This window comes from Mucilaginibacter gossypii, assembly GCF_017569325.2.
In the GTDB taxonomy this organism is placed as follows: Bacteria; Bacteroidota; Bacteroidia; order Sphingobacteriales; family Sphingobacteriaceae; genus Mucilaginibacter; species Mucilaginibacter gossypii.
Window position 1 is genome coordinate 5246937 of the sequence record NZ_CP071878.2, and the last position, 18453, is coordinate 5265389.

The 18453-nt window shown below is 41.3% G+C and carries 18 protein-coding genes and 1 tRNA gene; 13 read left to right on the forward strand and 6 right to left on the reverse strand.

What is annotated here, in order from left to right; genetic code table 11:
• The first annotated feature begins 11 nt into the window (after positions 1-11).
• From J3L18_RS22070 to J3L18_RS22095, 6 genes are all read left to right on the forward strand, one after another.
• Positions 12-290, forward strand: a complete 279-nt coding sequence (locus J3L18_RS22070) for a hypothetical protein (RefSeq protein ID WP_129567798.1) — start codon at positions 12-14, stop codon at positions 288-290.
• Positions 291-479: 189 nt separating this feature from the next.
• Positions 480-1268, forward strand: a complete 789-nt coding sequence (locus tag J3L18_RS22075) for a hypothetical protein (protein ID WP_112570968.1) — start codon at positions 480-482, stop codon at positions 1266-1268.
• Positions 1269-1332: 64 nt separating this feature from the next.
• Positions 1333-2313, forward strand: coding sequence for a hypothetical protein (locus tag J3L18_RS22080; RefSeq protein WP_112570966.1), 981 nt, complete (start codon positions 1333-1335; stop codon positions 2311-2313).
• 5 nt (positions 2314-2318) lie between these two features.
• Positions 2319-2750 carry a hypothetical protein gene (locus J3L18_RS22085; protein WP_112570964.1) on the forward strand — a complete coding sequence of 144 codons (432 nt, stop codon included), beginning with the start codon at positions 2319-2321 and terminating at the stop codon, positions 2748-2750.
• 229 nt (positions 2751-2979) lie between these two features.
• On the forward strand, positions 2980-3243 hold the full coding sequence (locus J3L18_RS22090; RefSeq protein ID WP_112570962.1) for a helix-turn-helix domain-containing protein: 264 nt from the start codon (positions 2980-2982) through the stop codon (positions 3241-3243).
• Between the two features lie 2 nt (positions 3244-3245).
• Positions 3246-3530 carry a hypothetical protein gene (locus J3L18_RS22095; RefSeq protein WP_112570960.1) on the forward strand — a complete coding sequence of 95 codons (285 nt, stop codon included), beginning with the start codon at positions 3246-3248 and terminating at the stop codon, positions 3528-3530.
• 122 nt (positions 3531-3652) lie between these two features.
• Here the strand turns inward: J3L18_RS22095 and J3L18_RS22100 are convergent, their stop codons facing one another.
• The 6 genes from J3L18_RS22100 to J3L18_RS22125 all read right to left on the reverse strand — a co-directional run bounded on the left by J3L18_RS22100 (position 3653) and on the right by J3L18_RS22125 (position 12603).
• Entirely contained in the window at positions 3653-4888 is a 1236-nt protein-coding gene (locus tag J3L18_RS22100; RefSeq protein WP_112570958.1) for a site-specific integrase, read from the reverse strand.
• Between the two features lie 251 nt (positions 4889-5139).
• Positions 5140-5213, reverse strand: a tRNA-Asp gene (locus J3L18_RS22105).
• Positions 5214-5400: 187 nt separating this feature from the next.
• A complete protein-coding gene (locus tag J3L18_RS22110; protein ID WP_129567799.1) occupies positions 5401-7785 on the reverse strand; it encodes a hypothetical protein in 2385 nt (794 codons plus the stop codon).
• A 47-nt stretch (positions 7786-7832) separates the two neighbouring features.
• Positions 7833-9008 carry a DUF4249 domain-containing protein gene (locus tag J3L18_RS22115; RefSeq protein WP_129567800.1) on the reverse strand — a complete coding sequence of 392 codons (1176 nt, stop codon included), beginning with the start codon at positions 9006-9008 and terminating at the stop codon, positions 7833-7835.
• A 9-nt stretch (positions 9009-9017) separates the two neighbouring features.
• The gene (locus J3L18_RS22120; protein ID WP_223266073.1) at positions 9018-11705 is read right to left on the reverse strand and encodes a TonB-dependent receptor; all 2688 of its coding nucleotides are present in this window, start codon (positions 11703-11705) and stop codon (positions 9018-9020) included.
• Between the two features lie 166 nt (positions 11706-11871).
• Positions 11872-12603, reverse strand: a complete 732-nt coding sequence (locus tag J3L18_RS22125) for a hypothetical protein (protein WP_129567802.1) — start codon at positions 12601-12603, stop codon at positions 11872-11874.
• Positions 12604-12990: 387 nt separating this feature from the next.
• On the opposite strand from J3L18_RS22125, the gene J3L18_RS22130 reads away from it, so the two are divergent.
• From J3L18_RS22130 to J3L18_RS22160, 7 genes are all read left to right on the forward strand, one after another.
• Complete coding sequence (locus tag J3L18_RS22130) at positions 12991-13566, forward strand: TerD family protein (protein WP_129567803.1); 576 nt, start codon at positions 12991-12993, stop codon at positions 13564-13566.
• 4 nt (positions 13567-13570) lie between these two features.
• Positions 13571-14239 carry a TerD family protein gene (locus J3L18_RS22135; protein WP_129567804.1) on the forward strand — a complete coding sequence of 223 codons (669 nt, stop codon included), beginning with the start codon at positions 13571-13573 and terminating at the stop codon, positions 14237-14239.
• Between the two features lie 132 nt (positions 14240-14371).
• On the forward strand, positions 14372-15067 hold the full coding sequence (locus tag J3L18_RS22140; RefSeq protein WP_129567805.1) for an HAD family hydrolase: 696 nt from the start codon (positions 14372-14374) through the stop codon (positions 15065-15067).
• Positions 15064-15909, forward strand: coding sequence for a phosphoribosyltransferase family protein (locus J3L18_RS22145; RefSeq protein WP_129567806.1), 846 nt, complete (start codon positions 15064-15066; stop codon positions 15907-15909). Before J3L18_RS22140 ends, J3L18_RS22145 begins: the two co-directional genes overlap by 4 nt.
• On the forward strand, positions 15899-16453 hold the full coding sequence (locus tag J3L18_RS22150) for a TerD family protein (protein ID WP_091172923.1): 555 nt from the start codon (positions 15899-15901) through the stop codon (positions 16451-16453). The genes J3L18_RS22145 and J3L18_RS22150 overlap by 11 nt, the downstream gene beginning before the upstream one ends.
• A gap of 4 nt (positions 16454-16457) precedes the next feature.
• Positions 16458-17072, forward strand: a complete 615-nt coding sequence (locus J3L18_RS22155) for a TerD family protein (protein WP_129567807.1) — start codon at positions 16458-16460, stop codon at positions 17070-17072.
• Positions 17073-17159: 87 nt separating this feature from the next.
• Positions 17160-18326 carry a toxic anion resistance protein gene (locus tag J3L18_RS22160; RefSeq protein ID WP_129567808.1) on the forward strand — a complete coding sequence of 389 codons (1167 nt, stop codon included), beginning with the start codon at positions 17160-17162 and terminating at the stop codon, positions 18324-18326.
• Positions 18327-18453: the final 127 nt, after the last annotated feature.

The following is an 18453-nucleotide window of genomic DNA, read 5'->3' on the forward strand; positions in this document are numbered from 1 at the left end:
AAATTTGAGTTATGAAAGCCATCGTCCGAAACATTTTATTAGCCTGTTTAATATCCATGTTTGCCTTTTTCGGGGCAGTAGCCAGAAAGCACGCTAAGGATAAAATGACCAAAGCCCAGAAAGCTGAAGCCAGGAAGGAAACATTAACCTGTTTATCTGTGGCATTTTTAGCTTGTGGTGCCTGCGCCTGGCGCTGTAATATCCTTTATAAAAGGATCAACGAAGAACGGGAATACCAGCGCAGGTTCAATGAGTATATGCGTAATTCAGCATTTAACAGGGAGTATTGATACTCGAATTAAATTATCAGTTTGCAGCATCTTAAAGCGGACGTCTTGTCCGCATTCTGATATGGTTTAGGTTAAAAAGTCCGGCGGCAGCGCTTAGAACTTTTTTCTTTTTTAGACCTCTTATCAGCAACTCATTACTTTTTTAATAGCTGACAGCTCAACTGTAAAAGCATTTCCAACTACAAAATCATGGAACAAGAATTAGAGATCATTGCCTTTGGGGCGATCCCCTTTGTTATTGACCGGGAGAAACAGGAATTCAGGCAATTTAACAGGCCGGATAACGTCATCAAATTTGAGGATTTAAAAAAGGAGGAAGGTTATTACTCAGCACGTTTTGATAACAATGCCAATTATCTCTCCATCGCCCGAATGAATTTTGATTCGGACAAAACAGACATCAAGGATGTTTTGCTCCCTGCGCCGATCATTGATTCCCCGGAATTACTAACTGATAATTTCAAGCATGACCTAAATACATCGAGCAATCATCAGGAATGGGGTTTTTACCTGTCTGACCACGCTACGGCGCTACGCCTTTCAGGGACGTTGCCACATATTGATTTGGCAGGTACCGATTTTACTATCGATTGGCGGTTGAAACAATTAAGGGAGACAGAGGAACCTTGGAAAAATATTAGTCTTAAGGAAATGGAAATGTCGGACAGCGGGGAAGAATATCTCTGTTTTTTCAATACCGAAACTCACGAACTATTTGAACCCGATGAAAACCTGTTTGAATTACCGGATAAGGTCGTCGTACTGGAAATACCTTATGAAATAAAACTGGACCCGGTTGCAGTTGCAAGGGAATATGGGATAGGGGAAACGGATTTATTAACCGACCACCCCTTTCAGATGATATTAGTGGCCAAAGTTACACCGTTATCAGAAACCGGGCTGTCGAAGTTCATTGAAGATAATAATAAGAGAAGAAACGATCAACAAGATGACCGCGGCCCTAAACGCGGCCGATAATACATCTTGTAATAGTTGATCCGCAAACCCAGGGCAAGGGCCGCCCGCTCCACAACATCAGACCATGAAAAACAACAGTTTATTAAACAAAGATTTAGCACTTAACTACGAGCAATTTTCCGATGCCATCACCAACGATTTTATAGGCACGGACTTTATTGACCGCCTGGAATGGGCCATGCTCATGATACAGCAGAATTTTAATCAGATGCGTCTGGCGGAATACCTGCCTGCCGTAACACGCAACCATTTCGATAAAGCGTATCTAATGGCCGGGGGCGAAGATAGTTTAAACAATAATGTAAAATTTTTCAGGCCATTCACTGATTTGCAGGCAACACCTGATATCTTCCCTGACCTGAACATTAAAGTAATGACGTTCGAGGAGACCATACAACTTAACAAGGTCAAGCAACTGGATATCCGCACGAAACAAGCGCTAAGATCTAAACTTCATTACGCCTATGAGATTTCTTCCGCATTCTACAACAAAAAGACAGAGGCATTTTATGGTTGTAAAAATGGATACGAATTTAACAGGGGCTTTTTCTCTCTACGTACTAAGGTCGATAACGCGGACAAACTTTCTTTCAGCGAAATACCAAATTCTATTTCCCTGCATCCCAATTATACCATGCCGGCCAACGCGGTCACCTTATTGCCTAAAAAACAAATTGTTGACGTAATGAAGCTGATCGCCATGTCCTACCAGGTAGCTATGTCAATGTATTACGAGTGGTCCATCTATATCAAGGAATATGACAACATAGGGCTGATTGTGCCAATAGAACCGCAGATACTGTCTGAGCTATATAAGACGTCGCTCATCAAGTTTGAAAGCAAAAAACAGATGGTGCACTTTGTTAAGGAGCACTATCGGAGAAAGGTTGCTGCACCCGGGGAAGACTATACCGTTTTTATAAACCGTTATTTGCGCGGTGAACACCGGTTCAATTATCGGGGATTTTATGCAGAAGTTATCCCCCCTAAATATGACCTGGTGCGTGCCAGAACCAAAAAGAAATTTGTTGACGGTTCGAAATAAACCCTATGAATGAACTGATATATTTGTACATACCGATGGCTGCCAAAAGAAAAGTTAAAAATAATAACCCTGTAAAAAGAACGTTGCCGCGTTCCCAGCGCCTCCTCCAAGGCAAAAACTGGATTGGGAATTACAATGGTAAGAACATCGTTCGGGGTTACGCCAAACATTTTCGGGTCGATTTGCTATGCGCAATCAAGGAACTTAGGCTGCTCGGTGTAATCATAACCGAAAAGTATGAGGAAACAGTTCAGCAAGCTTTAGCAGTTCATGCCAGCCAAAAGAAACTGAGGGAAGAACAAAAAGCATCATCAGGTGCCAACGTGTTGGGCGATAGCGATGATAATTTTGCGTTTATCGTTGGCTATACGAACGGCGGCGCTCCTTATGGTGTTCGCTGGGATGACATGCCACCCGCTGACGACGATACAAATTAATGTGCGGTTAATCTCTTCTTCGCACCTATAAACCCGTTTGCCGGCTGATACTATTTTCTGTATACATGGTCTTGCTCAAACGCAGGATTATTCCAGGCTGTTGATTGTTCAATCAACAATACTCAATAACCCTAATAAAATACAATCTACTTATATCAGGTATTAATACCTGTCTCATAATAGCGTTCCGCAGTCGCCGGTTACGCATCCAACCTCTTGATTTATCATCATGGCAATAGAAGTAGTCACTAAAGACGATCTCGAAGCGTTTCGCCAGACGCTGTTGAATGATATCCGCTCATTGTTAGCCAACAATAAACCCGAAGCCAAAGAATGGCTCAGGTGTGCAGATGTCCGGAAATTGCTCAAAGTTTCGACTGGCACCATTCAAAATCTAAGGATTACCGGGAAACTAAAATCCCAGAAAATCGGCGGAATGCATTTTTATAAACTCACCGACATCCAAAATATGCTTAGCGGTAAAAATAATTGACGATGCCTGACACCTACATTATTTCAGAACTCTATGGTAAGATGTCTGAAGATTCCCGCGTAAGCGTATGGCATATCAGCCTTTATATCACCATGCTTATTTTATGGCAACAAAGCGGGTTCAAAAAACAAGTGAAAATTTCGCGGAAAAAACTAATGACGAAGGCCCACATTGGCAGTATAACAACCTACCATAAATGTATAAATCAATTATGTGACTTTGGCTACATTCTATACCAGCCTACTTATGATTGTTATGCGGGTAGCGTTATTGAAGTTATCACTTAGTTTATTAGGCAGCTTTCGCCTGACCCTTCCCTTCAAAATGCCGTTCCGGCGAACTTCCAATCCCTTTACAAACTATTTAAGAGGAGTATAAGACTGTACAGTCTTATACTCCTCTTGTTTAACTATGCTAATGCGGGCCTTTTCTTAATTAAACGCTTCTTCAGCATGTTCATGTCTTCACTCACCTTAAAGTCAAGTGTTTTTGCATAATGCTGCGTTTGCTTTATAGTCGCGTGTCCCAGCATTTTAGATACGGTTTCTATCGGTACACCGTTATTTAAGGTCACCGTCGTTGCAAATGTATGGCGAGCAATATGATAAGTAAGCTCTGTTTGAATGCCACAGCAGTCTGCTATCTCTTTAAGATAGGAATTCATTTTTTGATTAGTCAGTACCGGTAGAACCACTCCATTAACGATACATTTCGGGTGACTGTCGTATTTTTTTATAATGCTAATCGCTTCCTTTAACAAAGGTATTCTTGATAAAGCATTCGTCTTTTGCCGGTTAATAAAAATCCACTTCTCCCCGTCTACCCCTTTTTGTATATCACTCCGTCTTAAGTTTTTTACATCTATATAAGCAAGTCCGGTATAGCAGCTAAAAAGGAAGATATCCCTTACATTACTTAATCTTACGTTTTCAAAATCCTTTTCGGCTATCCGTTGAAGTTCGATGTCTGTTAATGCGGTTCGCTCCAGGGGCTTTCTCGTTAATTTGAAATTGGAGAATGGGTCGCCCGGCAACCATTTACTCTTCACACAGATCAATACGATCTTTTTAAAGTTTACTAAATATTTCATGGTGGTGTTGTGATCGCAATTCCTGACAGTCTTTAACCAGAAAGCATACTGTGAAATAAATTCATGATCGAGGTCCTTAATATCCCTGTCATCAGCTCCATACTTCCACTTTATAAAATCCCTGGTGTGATTATAAGAAATGTTGTAGCGCTGCATGGTGCTGGCGGCAAAGTCAACCCCTTGTAATGCTTTCATCTGGGCGTTATGCACACTGAATACTTCCAGGATCTTTTTACGCTTCTCGACATTGCCGGTAAGTATATCTTTTATCGCCTGTGCGGAAACTTCTCGATCAGCTTCGATCAGTGATCTTTTAGCCTGGTAAATTTGCTGTTCTAATGCATCCAGGTAATAATTTAATTCCCTGGCATCTTCCCTTGTGCCCACGGCTCTTGCAGCGGAAGAGCTCCATTTGGAGGCTTCCCATTTTCGCTTGGAAGACAGCTCAACTGATTTACCATCTACCGTAATCTTTAGGTAAATGTAAAGGGGGCCTTTTTTCTGATTTTTGGACTGTTTCAAATAAAAAAGAAGTCCGAAGCTTTTTTCTAACATAAACTAACATTTTAAAGGTTAAACAAATGTCGGTTTAGATCATCATCCAAACAAGATGTCCACGCGCTGGACATGCTCTATATCAATCCGTTATGCTGTTTTCATTGCGTCTTTTTTCGGTTTTGAAATGACGCAATGAATGACGCAATAGAATTATGTGTTTTAATGCGAGTTTTGGTAAAGTGCTGAAACAAAAAAGGCCCTTAATCTACGATTAAAGGCCTTTTTGATGTTTTTGATAACATAATCAGCGGAATGGACGGGACTCGAACCCGCGACCCCATGCGTGACAGGCATGTATTCTAACCAGCTGAACTACCACTCCTCCGTTTGGGTGTGCAAATATACAAACCATTTTATTCTACACAAATTGTTTTTTCAAAAAAGTTCATTATTTTGAAAATTAAGCACTTTTTTGCGCGGCGTGCCTTTTTTGATGGCTGTAAATTACTGATATTCAACATTAAACCAGGAAATCACATAATATAAATCCTGTAGAAATTTAATAGTAGTTAATTCACTTCAAAGCTAAAATATTGGCTTGCGATGTCACCTTGTAACGTAACCCCTTGTACAATTCCTATATATTTCCCTGTTTGATCAGACGTATAAAACGACAACTGATTTTTACCAGCGGCTGAAGTATTGATATCCGGCCCCCAATAAAGCAGGTTTCTGAAATCGGGTAACCTGTTTTTTACTGACTGTTCAGTGTCGTATACCGGAGAATAAAACTCACGCTGCAATTGCAGACCTTCATAATCGAGCACTACTGCCTTTGGGTCTATTTCAACACCGCCAAGATCGCCCTTATAAGTTGTAAAGCTTAAGATTCCTTCGTAAACAGATGGCCCCCAATAATACCGGTACGGAACATCTTCCAGCTTACGAACTTTCAACGGGTCAATACCCATAACCTTATCTATGTTAAAAACAGGTACGTCATCAAGCATCACTAAGGGGTCGCCATCTAAAAATCCATTACCATTCAATACTTTGATGTGATACCGTTTTTGCGATCTGTTAACCCAAACCTCCTTTACATACTCTCTCAATATCTCTTCCATTGTAGTAAAGCGGGTATAGTTATCCAAAAGATAGGTTTTATAGGGAGTTGTATAAAAACCCGAACTATCAACCTGCGGCTCATAAAAATGCTTGATCTTATTGCCTAAATAAATATTTTGAACCTGCGTGCTCAGGCTTCGTTCTTCAATGGCACTTTGCATGCCCCGGGTTAGGTTAAATTTTAATATTGGGGATTTTGCGAATTGTTCAGAAAAAGGGCTTAAAATATCAATATGATAGGTGGTATCCCGTTCTGAATTGGTTTGAACTACTATTTCGCCGGGACCATAAAGTTGTCTTGTATTAAAAATCAACCTGCCTGTCGAATCGCTTTTTGCGGCATACAGCTGTACCCGTTTTCCCGGGACACTTAAATAAGCTACTACATCTTTGGCAATACCACCGGTTTGCGTATTGGTTATTTTACCGGTAATCAGGTGCCCGTCATACTCTGGCAAAAAACTAAATGCCGCCTGTTTATTACCAAATACATTATCCCATTGAAACCTTCGCCACCCTTGTGTTAGCATGAGGTTATCAAGGGCCGTGTCGGCTTCAGCATCGGAATTTTTGAAATAGTAGCCTGGCGATTCAATATTTCCACGCAAATCTGACTTGAGCCACAGATAGCTGAATATTTCGCCGGCATCAATATTTTGCAATGAATCAATCTTATAAACCGACATTGACAGGTTAGCGGGTTTTACATGCCCCAAAAAGTCTTTTGCATCAATATCAACACTTACTTTTTTACGGCGGGTGTATGAAGGCTGATCAGTGGAGGCCTCGATAATGAGGTCCTGTTTAGGACGTTTAAAATAAAGCCTTTCGCACACGGGTTGTCTGGCGCTATTGAAAATTGTTAAGTGCGACACTCCTTCGCCCAATTTAGCTTTATCAAGCGTAAAAATGGCAGCACCGCTATTAAAGGGTGCTGCCATACCGGCTTTAACCGATTGGCCTGTATGAGCAAACAGATATAATTCGCCAGCTTCAACGCCGGCTCCTTTTACTGTGATCTCCACATGTGTGCTACCTGCATCTTTTACAGCCATTACGTAACCCCGACTTTCAACGGCAGGTAACTCTTTAGTAACAGCCGGGGTATTGCCCGATTTAATAACAGCCGTATAAACATTCCCGGCTATCGGGGTGAATAAAAAGCTGCCAATACCAAATTTCAATGGCCGGAAGCGCGCTACCGTATCGTGCTTCTGATCAACAATAAAACCTCTGCATTCACTTAAGCCTGTAGCGTCTGATGCTGTAAGCTTAAAAGCAACTTTACTGCTAATACCCGCAACAAGGTTCCCTCCTTCCGGGAAAAACTGAACATCGTAGCCCGGTGACTGTGCTTTAGTTATGGCTTCGGGAGATTTTAGAGGATTAATAATGGTTATATTCTTTTCGAAATAATAATCAGGACTGAAATTTTTCATCCAGTTGGTATATGCCCTTAATTTATAATTCCCGTTACTTGCCGATACGGGGATATAAACAGAGCCGCTACCGAGGCCGTTTTTTATTTCTATTTTAGTTTGTATTATGGCATTTTGCTTGTTGTCTAACACATCAACATATACAACTTTGCTAAGACCAAGCGGCTTATGATAAGTGGCGTCAACGTTATATGCCTTAAACCATAAGATTTCGCCGGTCATATAGGCGCTTTTGTCAGTATGTACAAAAATCTTTTCCTGTACAGTACCCTGATAGTATTTGGTAAAGCTGTCGGAGATTTGGCTTATAGTTTGTGCCACCCCGTTCAATGACAACAGTAACATGCCGGAAATCATCGGAACCATAGCAAGTTTTTTAATTTCATTCATAGCCAAACCTTATTGATTTATTTTCATGGCATCATTCATAAACTTTTTTATCTCTCTATCCAAAATGAGGGGGTTTGTACTCGTCCCCTGATCCTGCAATCGGTACATTCAATTGATGAATAAGTATAACCTATTACATTCATTTTCTCGGTTATATCAAGCACAGGTATTGAATTACCATTAATTATGATGCCCAGTACATCATTTTGTTTGGTTTTGGGATTAAAAAAGAGTGCAGTATCAAGGGGACCGCAATCATATGGATATGTAGGCGCCCAATCGCGAGGGAGATCGGCATTATCAATAAATACCCTTTTCGATTGAATGTTGGTTACACTTATATAGCCAATAACAGGCTCAGCCGGATCTTTAAGATTGTGGATATTCCCTGTTAACTGCGATGGCTGGGCGTCAAATATACTTCCTAACTGCTCCGTGTTTTTTTTCATGTTTTCCCAAAACTGGTAAGCTTCTTTAGTTAACGCATATTGCTTTAGTAAAATGGAATAACGGGTTTCTATTTTCTCGGATGTTGAAGCTATGGTTGTTACCGGCTGCTGATATATTACATCTTGCGACAGCTTAGCTGATGATCCTATCACTATGGTGCTTGATTTGCTCCCCGCGAAACAATAATAGCTGCTTTCACTAACCGGCCGAAAAACAACTGCCTTAAGCACCTGGTCAACCATGTATGCCGACTGATATCTTGAATGGAACCGCCAGGTTTCATCATAACTCCAACGATAATAACGGGTGCTATTTGCGGCATCGTGCGTATTCACATAAATCTGCACGTTGTTGTTTTTAATATTAAATCCTATGCTGTCAATAGGTTGTGTCTTTTTAACCACAACATAATCTGATGCATATTCTTTGCTATCTCCTGTAATAATATGCAATCGATATTTTTTTGAGGCATCCAGATTAAGCGCCGGTATAACATAAGTCCCACTTCCCCGGGGCGTAAGTGAATATGCTGCTCCCCCTTCGGCTTCAACAGATACCGCGCAATTATCAACTCCGCTTGTGCTTACAGTGCCCGAAATTTTAACCGTTCTGCTTAATTTTATTATAGTTGAATCGCTGCCATTGTTTATCACCCCTTCAACAACCAGGTAATGATTAGGCGAATCCACAATTTTAGGATTATATGGCTTTTTGCAAGTACTGTAAATACCTGCCAGCAACAATAAAATCAATATGTATCGTTTTCCTTTCATCTCTTTCTGTTAAAACCTGATATTGTAATTAATAAATGGAATAGGTTTAGCAAATATGGATAGCTTATATCCGTTAATGGCCCCGCCCTGTTCGGTAAAGAATGTTGAGTATGCGTTTTGCCTGCCGGTTAAGTTATATACACCTATTGTAAATGAGTTGTGTGTTAACTGATGTACCTTATGGTTCCCCTCTATGTTCATTGAAAAATCCGACCTGAAATAATCCGGGATGCGGTATTGGTTCCTGTCTGAATAAAATACCCGTTCGGAACCACCATATTCATACTTGGCAATAGGTAGCGTAATAGGACGGCCTGTGCTGTAGGTAAGATTTAAGGAAACGCTGAACCTATGTGAAAACCTGTAGTTACTAATAAAATTAAAAGCATGTGGCTTATCAAAATTTGCAGGATAATAAGCCCCTCCATTAATCAAATCGCCTGCGTTAGGATCATTTTGTCTTAAAAACGTACGCGAATAGGTATAGCTGATCCATCCATTGGCTTTCCCGGTGGCTTTTTTAACTAAAAACTCAATCCCATATGCCTTCCCCTGTGTACCTACCACATCTGTTTCAATATGATGGTTTAATACCAGGTTGGCTCCGCTCTTGTAATCAAGATAATCCCTTAACCGTTTGTAGTAAACCTCGACCGACATTTCAATGGTGTTTGATTTTAAATTATGATAAAGGCCTAATGATACCTGGTCACCATATTGCGGTTTGATATTAGGATCGCTTAGTTGCCAAACATCAGTGGGAGATATGGCTGTTGTGTTTGATAACAGGTGAATATACTGCCTGAGGGTGTTATAGCCGCCCTTGATCGATAGGTTATCGCCCAGTTGATATCTGGCCGAAAGCCTGATTTCGGGCCCCGAATAAGTTTTAATAAACTTACCACTCGCGTAATAGGTACTATCCAACAGGTTGGCGCTTGTTTTAGGCAGATTAGGCGCATAATTATACACCGTTTGCGGCCCCAGGAAATTGTAGATTGAATACCTTACACCGCCGCTTATCAACAGGTCGTCGGTCACGTCAAACTTGTCGCCCAGGTATAGGGCGCTTTCCAGAGCCTGTTGTGTAGCGATAACATCAGGAGCTACCAATGATTGGGCGCCAAGAGGCTGAAAGTTGCCTGGATGGAGCTTATAATAAATGGAACTTAGCCCAAAATCGACAGTATTTTTGCGGTTAAGGTAATAGGTAAAATCCGTTTTAAAATTACTCTGGTTAATATCAAAATTCAGCTTGTAAGCATTTACCGGGTTATCGGCGCTTGAAACATCATATTGGTACTTGTCTATCCCGGCCGTAATAACACTGAATAGTTTGTTATTAAAATTATGCTTCCATTTTAGGTTGATATTCCTGTTGCTGTAACTGTAAGCAGTATCGCTATTAAGCCTGAATTTATCTTTGCTTATGTAGCTGGTTAGATACAGGTTGTTTTTATCATCAATCTGGTGGCTTATATCCAGGTTAAGATCATAAAATGAAGCCGAACTGTGTTTGTAGGCATCGGGCAGGAGTTTAAGGAGCCAGTCGGAGTAAGTGGTACGCCCCCCGAATGAAAACGAGGTTTTATTCTTGATGATAGGCCCTTCAACGTTAAGCCTGCTGGTGATTAAACCAATGCCAGCCGAACCGGTAAATTTCTTTTTATTACCCTCACGATTGGTAACATCCAACACCGATGATAAACGCCCGCCGAACCTTTCGGGAATACTGCTTTTATATAATTCAATATCCTTAACTATATCAGGGTTAAACGATGAAAAAAAGCCAAAGAAATGCGAGGGATTATAAATGGTGGCGTCATTCATCAGGATGAGGTTCTGATCGGCCGAGCCGCCACGAACGTTAAAACCCGTGGTAGCCTCGCCTACCGATTGAACGCCGGGCAGGGTAAGCACTACCCTTAAGATATCGGCCTCGCCAAATACCGTAGGTACTTGTTTTATGCTTTTAATATCAAGCCTGTTCACCCCCAATTGAACATTACGCACGTTAGCTACTTTCTCGGCAGAGATCTTTACTTCTTTAAGACTGGTTACCTGTTCCTGCATCTCAATAATGATTTTACCGTCCGAGTAAAGCATGATCTGCCTGCGGGTATCGCGCATGCCAATGCCCCTAACGCTTAAAACCTGCCTGCCTTTGGGTAATTTGATAGTGAAATAGCCAAACTGATCGGTAGCTACACCTGTTTTGGTATTGGTTACATATATGCTGGCACCTGTTACAGATTCGCCCGATTTAGCTTCCTTTACATATCCCGAAAGCGTTGCCGTACCCGCCTCAATAGTGTTGGTTTTGATCCCTATTTCGTATAGCTTATTTTCGGTTGTTGCTTCGGGTATCTTTTTATCTTTATCAAGATCAGCATTAGCCGGGGATACACTCATATTTGCTGCAGTTGCATTGGCAGTTGTAATGCCAAAATAACCTACCGCCAGCCCGGTTTGTATTTCGCGCCCTTTAGTTAAAAACACCTGCTGTTGTTTGGTTATGGCGAAACTAAAACCGGTGTTTTTAAAAGCCTGGCTCAATATGGTTTCAATAGGTTTATTGGTTGCTTGCATAGTTACTTTCAAACTATCAAACTGCATGGCGTCGTAAAAAAAATGAAAGCCTGATTTTGCTTCCAGTTCTGTTACAAACTGCTCAATAGTAGCTTGTTGAAAGTTCACGCTGATTGATTTTACCGGACCCTGCTGGGCCTGACACAGTTTAATTAAAATCAAAAAACAGAAACTTAAAAAGTAAATTTTTTTCATCCGGTTATTTTATTTCCTGCCTTACACATTTAATGCTATATCATTTTTTGCCTTGTTATTAAATAATAGGCACACCACATTAATTTGTTAAATGATCATAATAAGTAGTTACATCCACTATAGCCTGTTCCTGATTTTCGCGAAAGTCAATATGATTTGCTTTTATATATTGCCGCAACTCCTTCTTTTTATCCTTAAAAATATCTAACAGTCCGCCCTTTCCGCTAAAACTGAAATAGTTACCCCCTTTTTTAACATAATAGTCGCTTGTTTCGCTAAAAAAAGATTCGATGGTATTATTTCCCGTGTTGGTTTGGATGCTCTTGGCCCTTTTTACAATGATCCCGATCTTTTTTCCCTGGTATAATTGATCATAAAAACCGGTAGCAGGGCGGGCCTGGCCTGTCGAATCGGTAGTAATGCGTATAAAATGATGGTTAAGCAGCCAAAACTCCGGCACACGCTCGCTTAGTAATGAAATTTTGGTAAAGTGGTTATAAAGCAGTATAACCACCAAATCTTTATTCAGATCATATAACATCGGGACATCGCGATAAACCGCGGTCCCGTATTTTACATCTCCAGCCGTAAATAACTTATTGTCAAAAACATATGCATTACCTTTTATTATGGGATCATAAAACTCATATTCGGGCCCATTATATAGGTGTGATTGTTGACCTATAGTAGTGTGATAATTAGCAATTACGAGGCCTAAACCCGTGCTATCGGCGCCCGTTTGTGCAGAAACGTGACCGTTTGCCGTTGTGCCCCAGGTGATAACTAAGGCCAGGAGTGATTTTTTTAACATTTAGGTTTTTATAAAAACGGAATTTACATGACTTTCACTTAATTACCAAGTGTCTTTCCCTTAATACGCTAAAGCAAGTGTATTAATCGTGTTACATAAAAAAGCGACTGGGGGACTACAACGTACTATTACGAATGAGCTAAAACAAATGCAACAACCATTGTTAAATAATTGCGTATTACGCAACTAAATTATCTCCCCTCTTCTGTAACAACCGCCCCCTGTCATCGTCTTATTTTTGTGTAGACAATTTTACAATATCACCTCAATAAAACATCTACCTTAGATTAAGCGTTTAAATGCCGGTTTGTCTCCGGCTCAATACCTGCAGCGCCGCGCAAACCCAATAGGCTACACAGGTTTTACCTAAAAATAACACATACTAAAATGGCTATTAACTTACAAAAAGGGCAGAAAATTGATATCGGCCTTTCAAAAATGACAGTTGGCTTGGGCTGGAACCCAAACGAAGGCACAGGTTATGACTTCGATCTTGACGTATCGGCTATCATGATCGATGTTAACCGACTAGTACCCCAGGATGAATTTTTTGTATTCTATAATAATGTCGACTCGCCCGAGCAATCTGTACATCATACCGGCGATGACCCAACAGGCGGTAACAGCGATGGCGGCGATGATGAATCGATCACTGTTGACCTCACTAAGGTAGATGCCCGCGTCCAGGAGATCCTGTTTGTGGTAACTATTCACGAAGCACAGGCGCGCCGTCAGAACTTTGGCCAGGTGCGTGACTCATACATTCGTATCTTAGATAACCAGACAGGTGCTGAGGTTTGCAAATATGAATTGGGCGAGGATTTTTCTATCGAAACAGCAATCGAGTTTGGCAGGTTATACAAACGCGGTGGCGCATGGAAATTTGAAGCATCGGGCGTGGGTTATAAAGAAGACCTGGCTTTCTTTTTAAGTAAATATTTCAAAGGGCAAATAATCAAATAAGGCAATGGCTATAAATTTGGTAAAAGGTCAAACAATTGACCTGCGTAAAAATGATAAAGGCGAAAGTTTCGACCTGTCGTCGGTGACTATAGGTTTAGGCTGGGACGTTAGGAAAAGTAATGGTGGCGGCTTTTTAGACAAGCTGTTCGGCGGTGCCGAAGAAGCCGAGTATGATTTGGATGCAATAGCATTTTTATTAGATAAAAACGGCAAAGTGGCTAATCGCGGCTATGCCAAACAAACCGCTAATGGGCGTACCATCAATATGTTCGAGGGAGATGTGATTTACTTTAACTCGATGCGCCATCCTTCGGGACACATCTGGCTTACCGGCGATAACCGCACCGGGGCCGGTGAGGGCGATGACGAGCAGATCATCGTAAAGCTTGATTCGCTCGATCCGAAATATGACCGCATTCTTTTCCTGGTAGCCATTTATCAGGGGCGTAAAAACAATCAACACTTTGGCATGGTGGAGAATGCTTTCATCCGCGCGGTTGACAGCCATGGTAAAGAGATCGCTAAATTCAGTCTCTCCGGCGATTCAACCTATAACGGTATGTGTTCGATGACCTTTGCGGAAGTATACCGCAAAGACGGCACCTGGAAATTCCGTGCCATAGGTGATCCGCATAGTACTGATAGCCTTTCGGAATTGCTTCGAAACTATTAATATAAAAACATGTCATTGCGAGGAGGGACAACGAAGCAATTGCACGTAAGCATAGCCGCTCTGTATAGCAAGCGATTGCCACGCTACGCTCGCAATGACATTTTAGTTAAGTTTAATTCTACCTAAACATAAATGTACCAGCACTATTCATTTGATCTGTGGCTCACGCTGATCAAGTCAAACCCATACTTTAAGATAGAACGCACTAAGATCTTTCACCGGGATTTTAATCCCGGCGGTAAAAGCATTGACGATGTGGCAAGCGCTTTCAGGCAGGTTGACCTCATGTGCAATGCCGTGAACGAACGTACTGGTAAAAACATTGATGCCGATGAAATGTACCTGATGGTGATCAGCGCAATTAATGATAACCAGTATCCGCTTGCCGATGTTAATATAGATAAGCTGTATGCCGACATGGAAACCCTGCTGTTTTACTATCTGCCGGTGCTTTACTCACCTGTAACAATTGAGGTGTTACAGCATCTAAAACAAAAAGGTGATTGCTCATTGAGTATTTTAAGTAATACAGGCTTTATAAAAGGACAAACGCTCCGCAAGGTAATGGTTAAATTGGGGTTGGATACGTTCTTTAACTTTCAGATCTATTCGGACGAAGAAGGGATGTCGAAACCTAACCGGGAACTGTTTAACCTGATGGTGCAAAAAGTTAAAGATTGTAACAAACCAAAGCAGATAAGCCTGACAGATATCATACATATAGGCGATAACCCGGCAGCAGATATAGCAGGGGCTAATGATGCAGGCCTCAATAGCTTGCTCATCAATTCAAACAACTTACCCATTTTAACCTTATTAAGTTTATGAAAGCTACCTACTCGTTACATCACATCAACAGCGCAACACATTTTGGTTTCGATGCCGATGATTACAGTCGCTTTAAATTTGGCGATGGTGAAGTATCCCGTTATTTCGGTACCGATTTGGCAGATGGTTTCATCGCGGAGCATTTAAGCAGGCAGCCCATAAAAAAACAATTAGTAGTGATATCGAGCCCATACTCGTTTATCCCTACGGCTACCTTCGCTATGAAAAACCACTTTGTGTGCAGGCTTAACCGCTGGCTGGCTCATCATGGTTATCCTGTTGTACAGGAAACCAAGGTTCATCGTACCATAACTTATAAGGAAGATTATGGCGAGCTGGATGCCGAGCAAAGGATTAATTTAATAGGTAACGATTCGTTTCATATTGATAAGGATTTTCTTAAAGACAAAACCCTGCTTTTTTTAGATGACATCAAGATCACTGGCAGTCATGAGCGCATGATTATGAAAATGGTACATGAGTATGGCTTACAAAACGACATTTACATGCTGTACTTTGCCGAACTGGTGAACAAAAACATACACCCCAATATTGAGAACTACCTCAATTATCACCATGTTAAAAACATCTATCATTTAAATGATATCATTAAGGGCACTAATTTTTGCATCAACACCCGCATAGTAAAATATATTTTAAATTACGATCACGAAAGTTTTTGCATCTTTATACAAGATCAAGACAGCAATTTCATAAACTTGCTGTATGATATGGCTTTGGGTAATGGTTATCATACCATTGAAGCCTATACACCTAACTTAAACTTTATTAAACAAAACCTATTAATAAACAATAATAAACTAATTCAGCATGGCAATTAACTTGCAAAAAGGCCAAAGGGAAACTATTGGTGCCCCTAAATTTACGATAGGCCTTGGTTGGGATACAAACAGCTCATCAACAGGCTCGGCTTTTGATTTGGATGCTTCGGTGTTCATCATGGGCGATAATAAAAAAATACTGGCCGACGAATTTTTCGTTTTCTATAATAACTCAAAGTCTCCGGATGGTGCTGTTGAGCATACCGGCGATAACCTGACCGGTGCAGGTGACGGTGACGATGAGCAGATTATTGTCGACTTGTCAAAGATCGATCCGCGTGCTACTGAAATCTGCATCGTGGTGACTATCCACGAAGCCGAAAGTCGCCGCCAAAATTTCGGGCAGGTGCGCAACTCTTTCGTCCGCATTTTTGATTCGGCTACCAATACCGATATTTTGAAATACGAGCTGGAAGAAGATTTTTCGATAGAAACTGCCGTTGAGTTTGGCCGCATCTACAAAAAAGATAATAACTGGAAATTTGAAGCTGTAGGCGTAGGCATGAAAGGTGGCCTGCAGGATTATTTAAACAAATACAACTAAACATATGGCTATCAATCTTCAAAAAGGGCAACGGATCAGCCTCGAAAAAAGTAATGGCAGCAAATTGCAAAATGTATGTGTTGGGATAAACTGGGGCGCGATAGAAAGAAAAGGCCTGTTTGGCTTTGGCACTACGAAAGAGGCCGTTGACCTTGACGCCAGCTGCATTTTATATAACGACAGCAAACAGCTAATTGACGTGATCTACTTTGGTAACCTGCGTTCAAAAGATCGCTCGGTTAAACACAGCGGTGATGATCTTACCGGTGACATGGCAGGTAACGACGGGCTGGATAACGAAGTGATTACCGTTGATTTTGCTACGCTTAGCCCAACCGTAAGCTATGTAGCCTTTGTGTTGAACAGCTTCCGCGGCCAGGATTTCGGCAGCATTCCATTTGCATCTATCCGAATTTATGAAGGTACGCCAACCCGCGTTAACGAAATCTTCGCTACTTATGATATTGCGCACAGCAAAGATTTTTCAGGTCACGTATCTATGGTGATGGGCGTGTTTTACAAAAAGAACGGCGAATGGAAATTTAATGCCATCGGCGAACCAACCCGCGACCGTAAATTGGAAGAAACAGTGAAAACTGTAACCGCAACCTACTTGTAAAAGTTTAATTCATTGATCTTAAGTATTAAGCCGGGTGGCGCTTAAGATCAGCTAATTAAGTACTACTAAATCATTAATAATAAGATTATGGAAAGTGCACCAAACAATGATGAACTAAATCTGAATATACCACCGCTGATCACTCCAACCAATCTGGATCTTCCGGCGGCAGCCGCACCAACCGGCAATGTGCCTATGAAGGTGGATAAACAAGGTAATGTAAACCTTGACGCTATACCAAACCAGGATTTGCAAAAATACGGTGAGATGGGTAAGGACATCAACCCAGCTGATGTTAACTCGATACTGAACTACGGCGTTGAGGTACAAAACTCCATGGAGAAATATAGCAATAACTTCCTTACTTCGGTACGTACCTATAATTCAGGCGAAGTAGGCGGGCTGATTAACGAGTTGCTTACCGAACTTAATTATATTGATGTTGATGAGCTGAACCAAAACGCGTTTACGTCATTCATTTCACATATCCCTTTTATGAAAAAGCTGGTGGTTGATACCAAAAAGCTTTTCCAGAAATACGATACCGTGGTTAACAATATTGATAAGATCACCAATAAGATCAAGGCAGGCCGTGTTAATTCGTTAAAGGATAACAGTTCGCTGCAAACCATGTTTGACAGCAATGTTACCTACATTAAACAAATGGAAGACCTGATCATTGCTGGTCAACTCAAGTATAATGAGCTTAACGAAAAGCTGGCAGTGATGGACGGTAACCCAACGGCTTACCAGGATTATGAAATTGCCGACCTGCGCGATTTTGTGAACCGTTTGGATAAACGCCTTGCCGATTTAAAGGTAGTACGCTTTATCATGATGCAATCGCTGGCACAGATCCGTGTGGTGCAGAACAACAATACCACCATTGCCGAAAAAGCACAGTCTATTGTATCAACCACAATCCCGGTTTGGAAAAACCAGCTCACCATAGCTGTGGCCCTGAACCGCCAGAAAGAGAATGTGGAGATGCAAAAGAAGATTTCAGATACAACCAACACCATTTTACAAAAGAATGCTGAAATGCTGAAACAAAACAGTATTGATGTAGCCCGCGAAAATGAGAAAACGGTAGTATCGTTAGACACACTGAAAAAGACTACTTCATCACTTATTGAAACCCTTACCGAGGTAAAACGCATTCACGACGAAGGCACAGCTAATCGCCGCACATTGAATACCGAACTTCAAAACCTGGAAACAGAGTTGAAGAAAACGGTAACGAGTGTGAGTTAAGCGCCCGCATGACGCGATAAATAACCGTCATTGCGAGGTACGAAGCAATCCCCGATGCGCAGAGTCGCTCTGTATAGTTCGCGATTGCTTCGTACCTTATAATGACGTGTCTGTAAGAGATTCATAA

Excerpts from the sequence above, each read along its gene's own strand:
- J3L18_RS22070 (WP_129567798.1), top strand. The coding sequence starts at position 12 with ATGAAAGCCATCGTCCGAAACATTTTATTAGCCTGTTTAATATCCATG.
- J3L18_RS22075 (WP_112570968.1), top strand. The coding sequence starts at position 480 with ATGGAACAAGAATTAGAGATCATTGCCTTTGGGGCGATCCCCTTTGTT.
- J3L18_RS22080 (WP_112570966.1), top strand. The coding sequence starts at position 1,333 with ATGAAAAACAACAGTTTATTAAACAAAGATTTAGCACTTAACTACGAG.
- J3L18_RS22085 (WP_112570964.1), top strand. The coding sequence starts at position 2,319 with ATGAATGAACTGATATATTTGTACATACCGATGGCTGCCAAAAGAAAA.
- J3L18_RS22090 (WP_112570962.1), top strand. The coding sequence starts at position 2,980 with ATGGCAATAGAAGTAGTCACTAAAGACGATCTCGAAGCGTTTCGCCAG.
- J3L18_RS22095 (WP_112570960.1), top strand. The coding sequence starts at position 3,246 with ATGCCTGACACCTACATTATTTCAGAACTCTATGGTAAGATGTCTGAA.
- J3L18_RS22100 (WP_112570958.1), bottom strand. The coding sequence starts at position 4,888 with ATGTTAGAAAAAAGCTTCGGACTTCTTTTTTATTTGAAACAGTCCAAA.
- J3L18_RS22110 (WP_129567799.1), bottom strand. The coding sequence starts at position 7,785 with ATGAATGAAATTAAAAAACTTGCTATGGTTCCGATGATTTCCGGCATG.
- J3L18_RS22115 (WP_129567800.1), bottom strand. The coding sequence starts at position 9,008 with ATGAAAGGAAAACGATACATATTGATTTTATTGTTGCTGGCAGGTATT.
- J3L18_RS22125 (WP_129567802.1), bottom strand. The coding sequence starts at position 12,603 with ATGTTAAAAAAATCACTCCTGGCCTTAGTTATCACCTGGGGCACAACG.
- J3L18_RS22130 (WP_129567803.1), top strand. The coding sequence starts at position 12,991 with ATGGCTATTAACTTACAAAAAGGGCAGAAAATTGATATCGGCCTTTCA.
- J3L18_RS22135 (WP_129567804.1), top strand. The coding sequence starts at position 13,571 with ATGGCTATAAATTTGGTAAAAGGTCAAACAATTGACCTGCGTAAAAAT.
- J3L18_RS22140 (WP_129567805.1), top strand. The coding sequence starts at position 14,372 with ATGTACCAGCACTATTCATTTGATCTGTGGCTCACGCTGATCAAGTCA.
- J3L18_RS22145 (WP_129567806.1), top strand. The coding sequence starts at position 15,064 with ATGAAAGCTACCTACTCGTTACATCACATCAACAGCGCAACACATTTT.
- J3L18_RS22150 (WP_091172923.1), top strand. The coding sequence starts at position 15,899 with ATGGCAATTAACTTGCAAAAAGGCCAAAGGGAAACTATTGGTGCCCCT.
- J3L18_RS22155 (WP_129567807.1), top strand. The coding sequence starts at position 16,458 with ATGGCTATCAATCTTCAAAAAGGGCAACGGATCAGCCTCGAAAAAAGT.
- J3L18_RS22160 (WP_129567808.1), top strand. The coding sequence starts at position 17,160 with ATGGAAAGTGCACCAAACAATGATGAACTAAATCTGAATATACCACCG.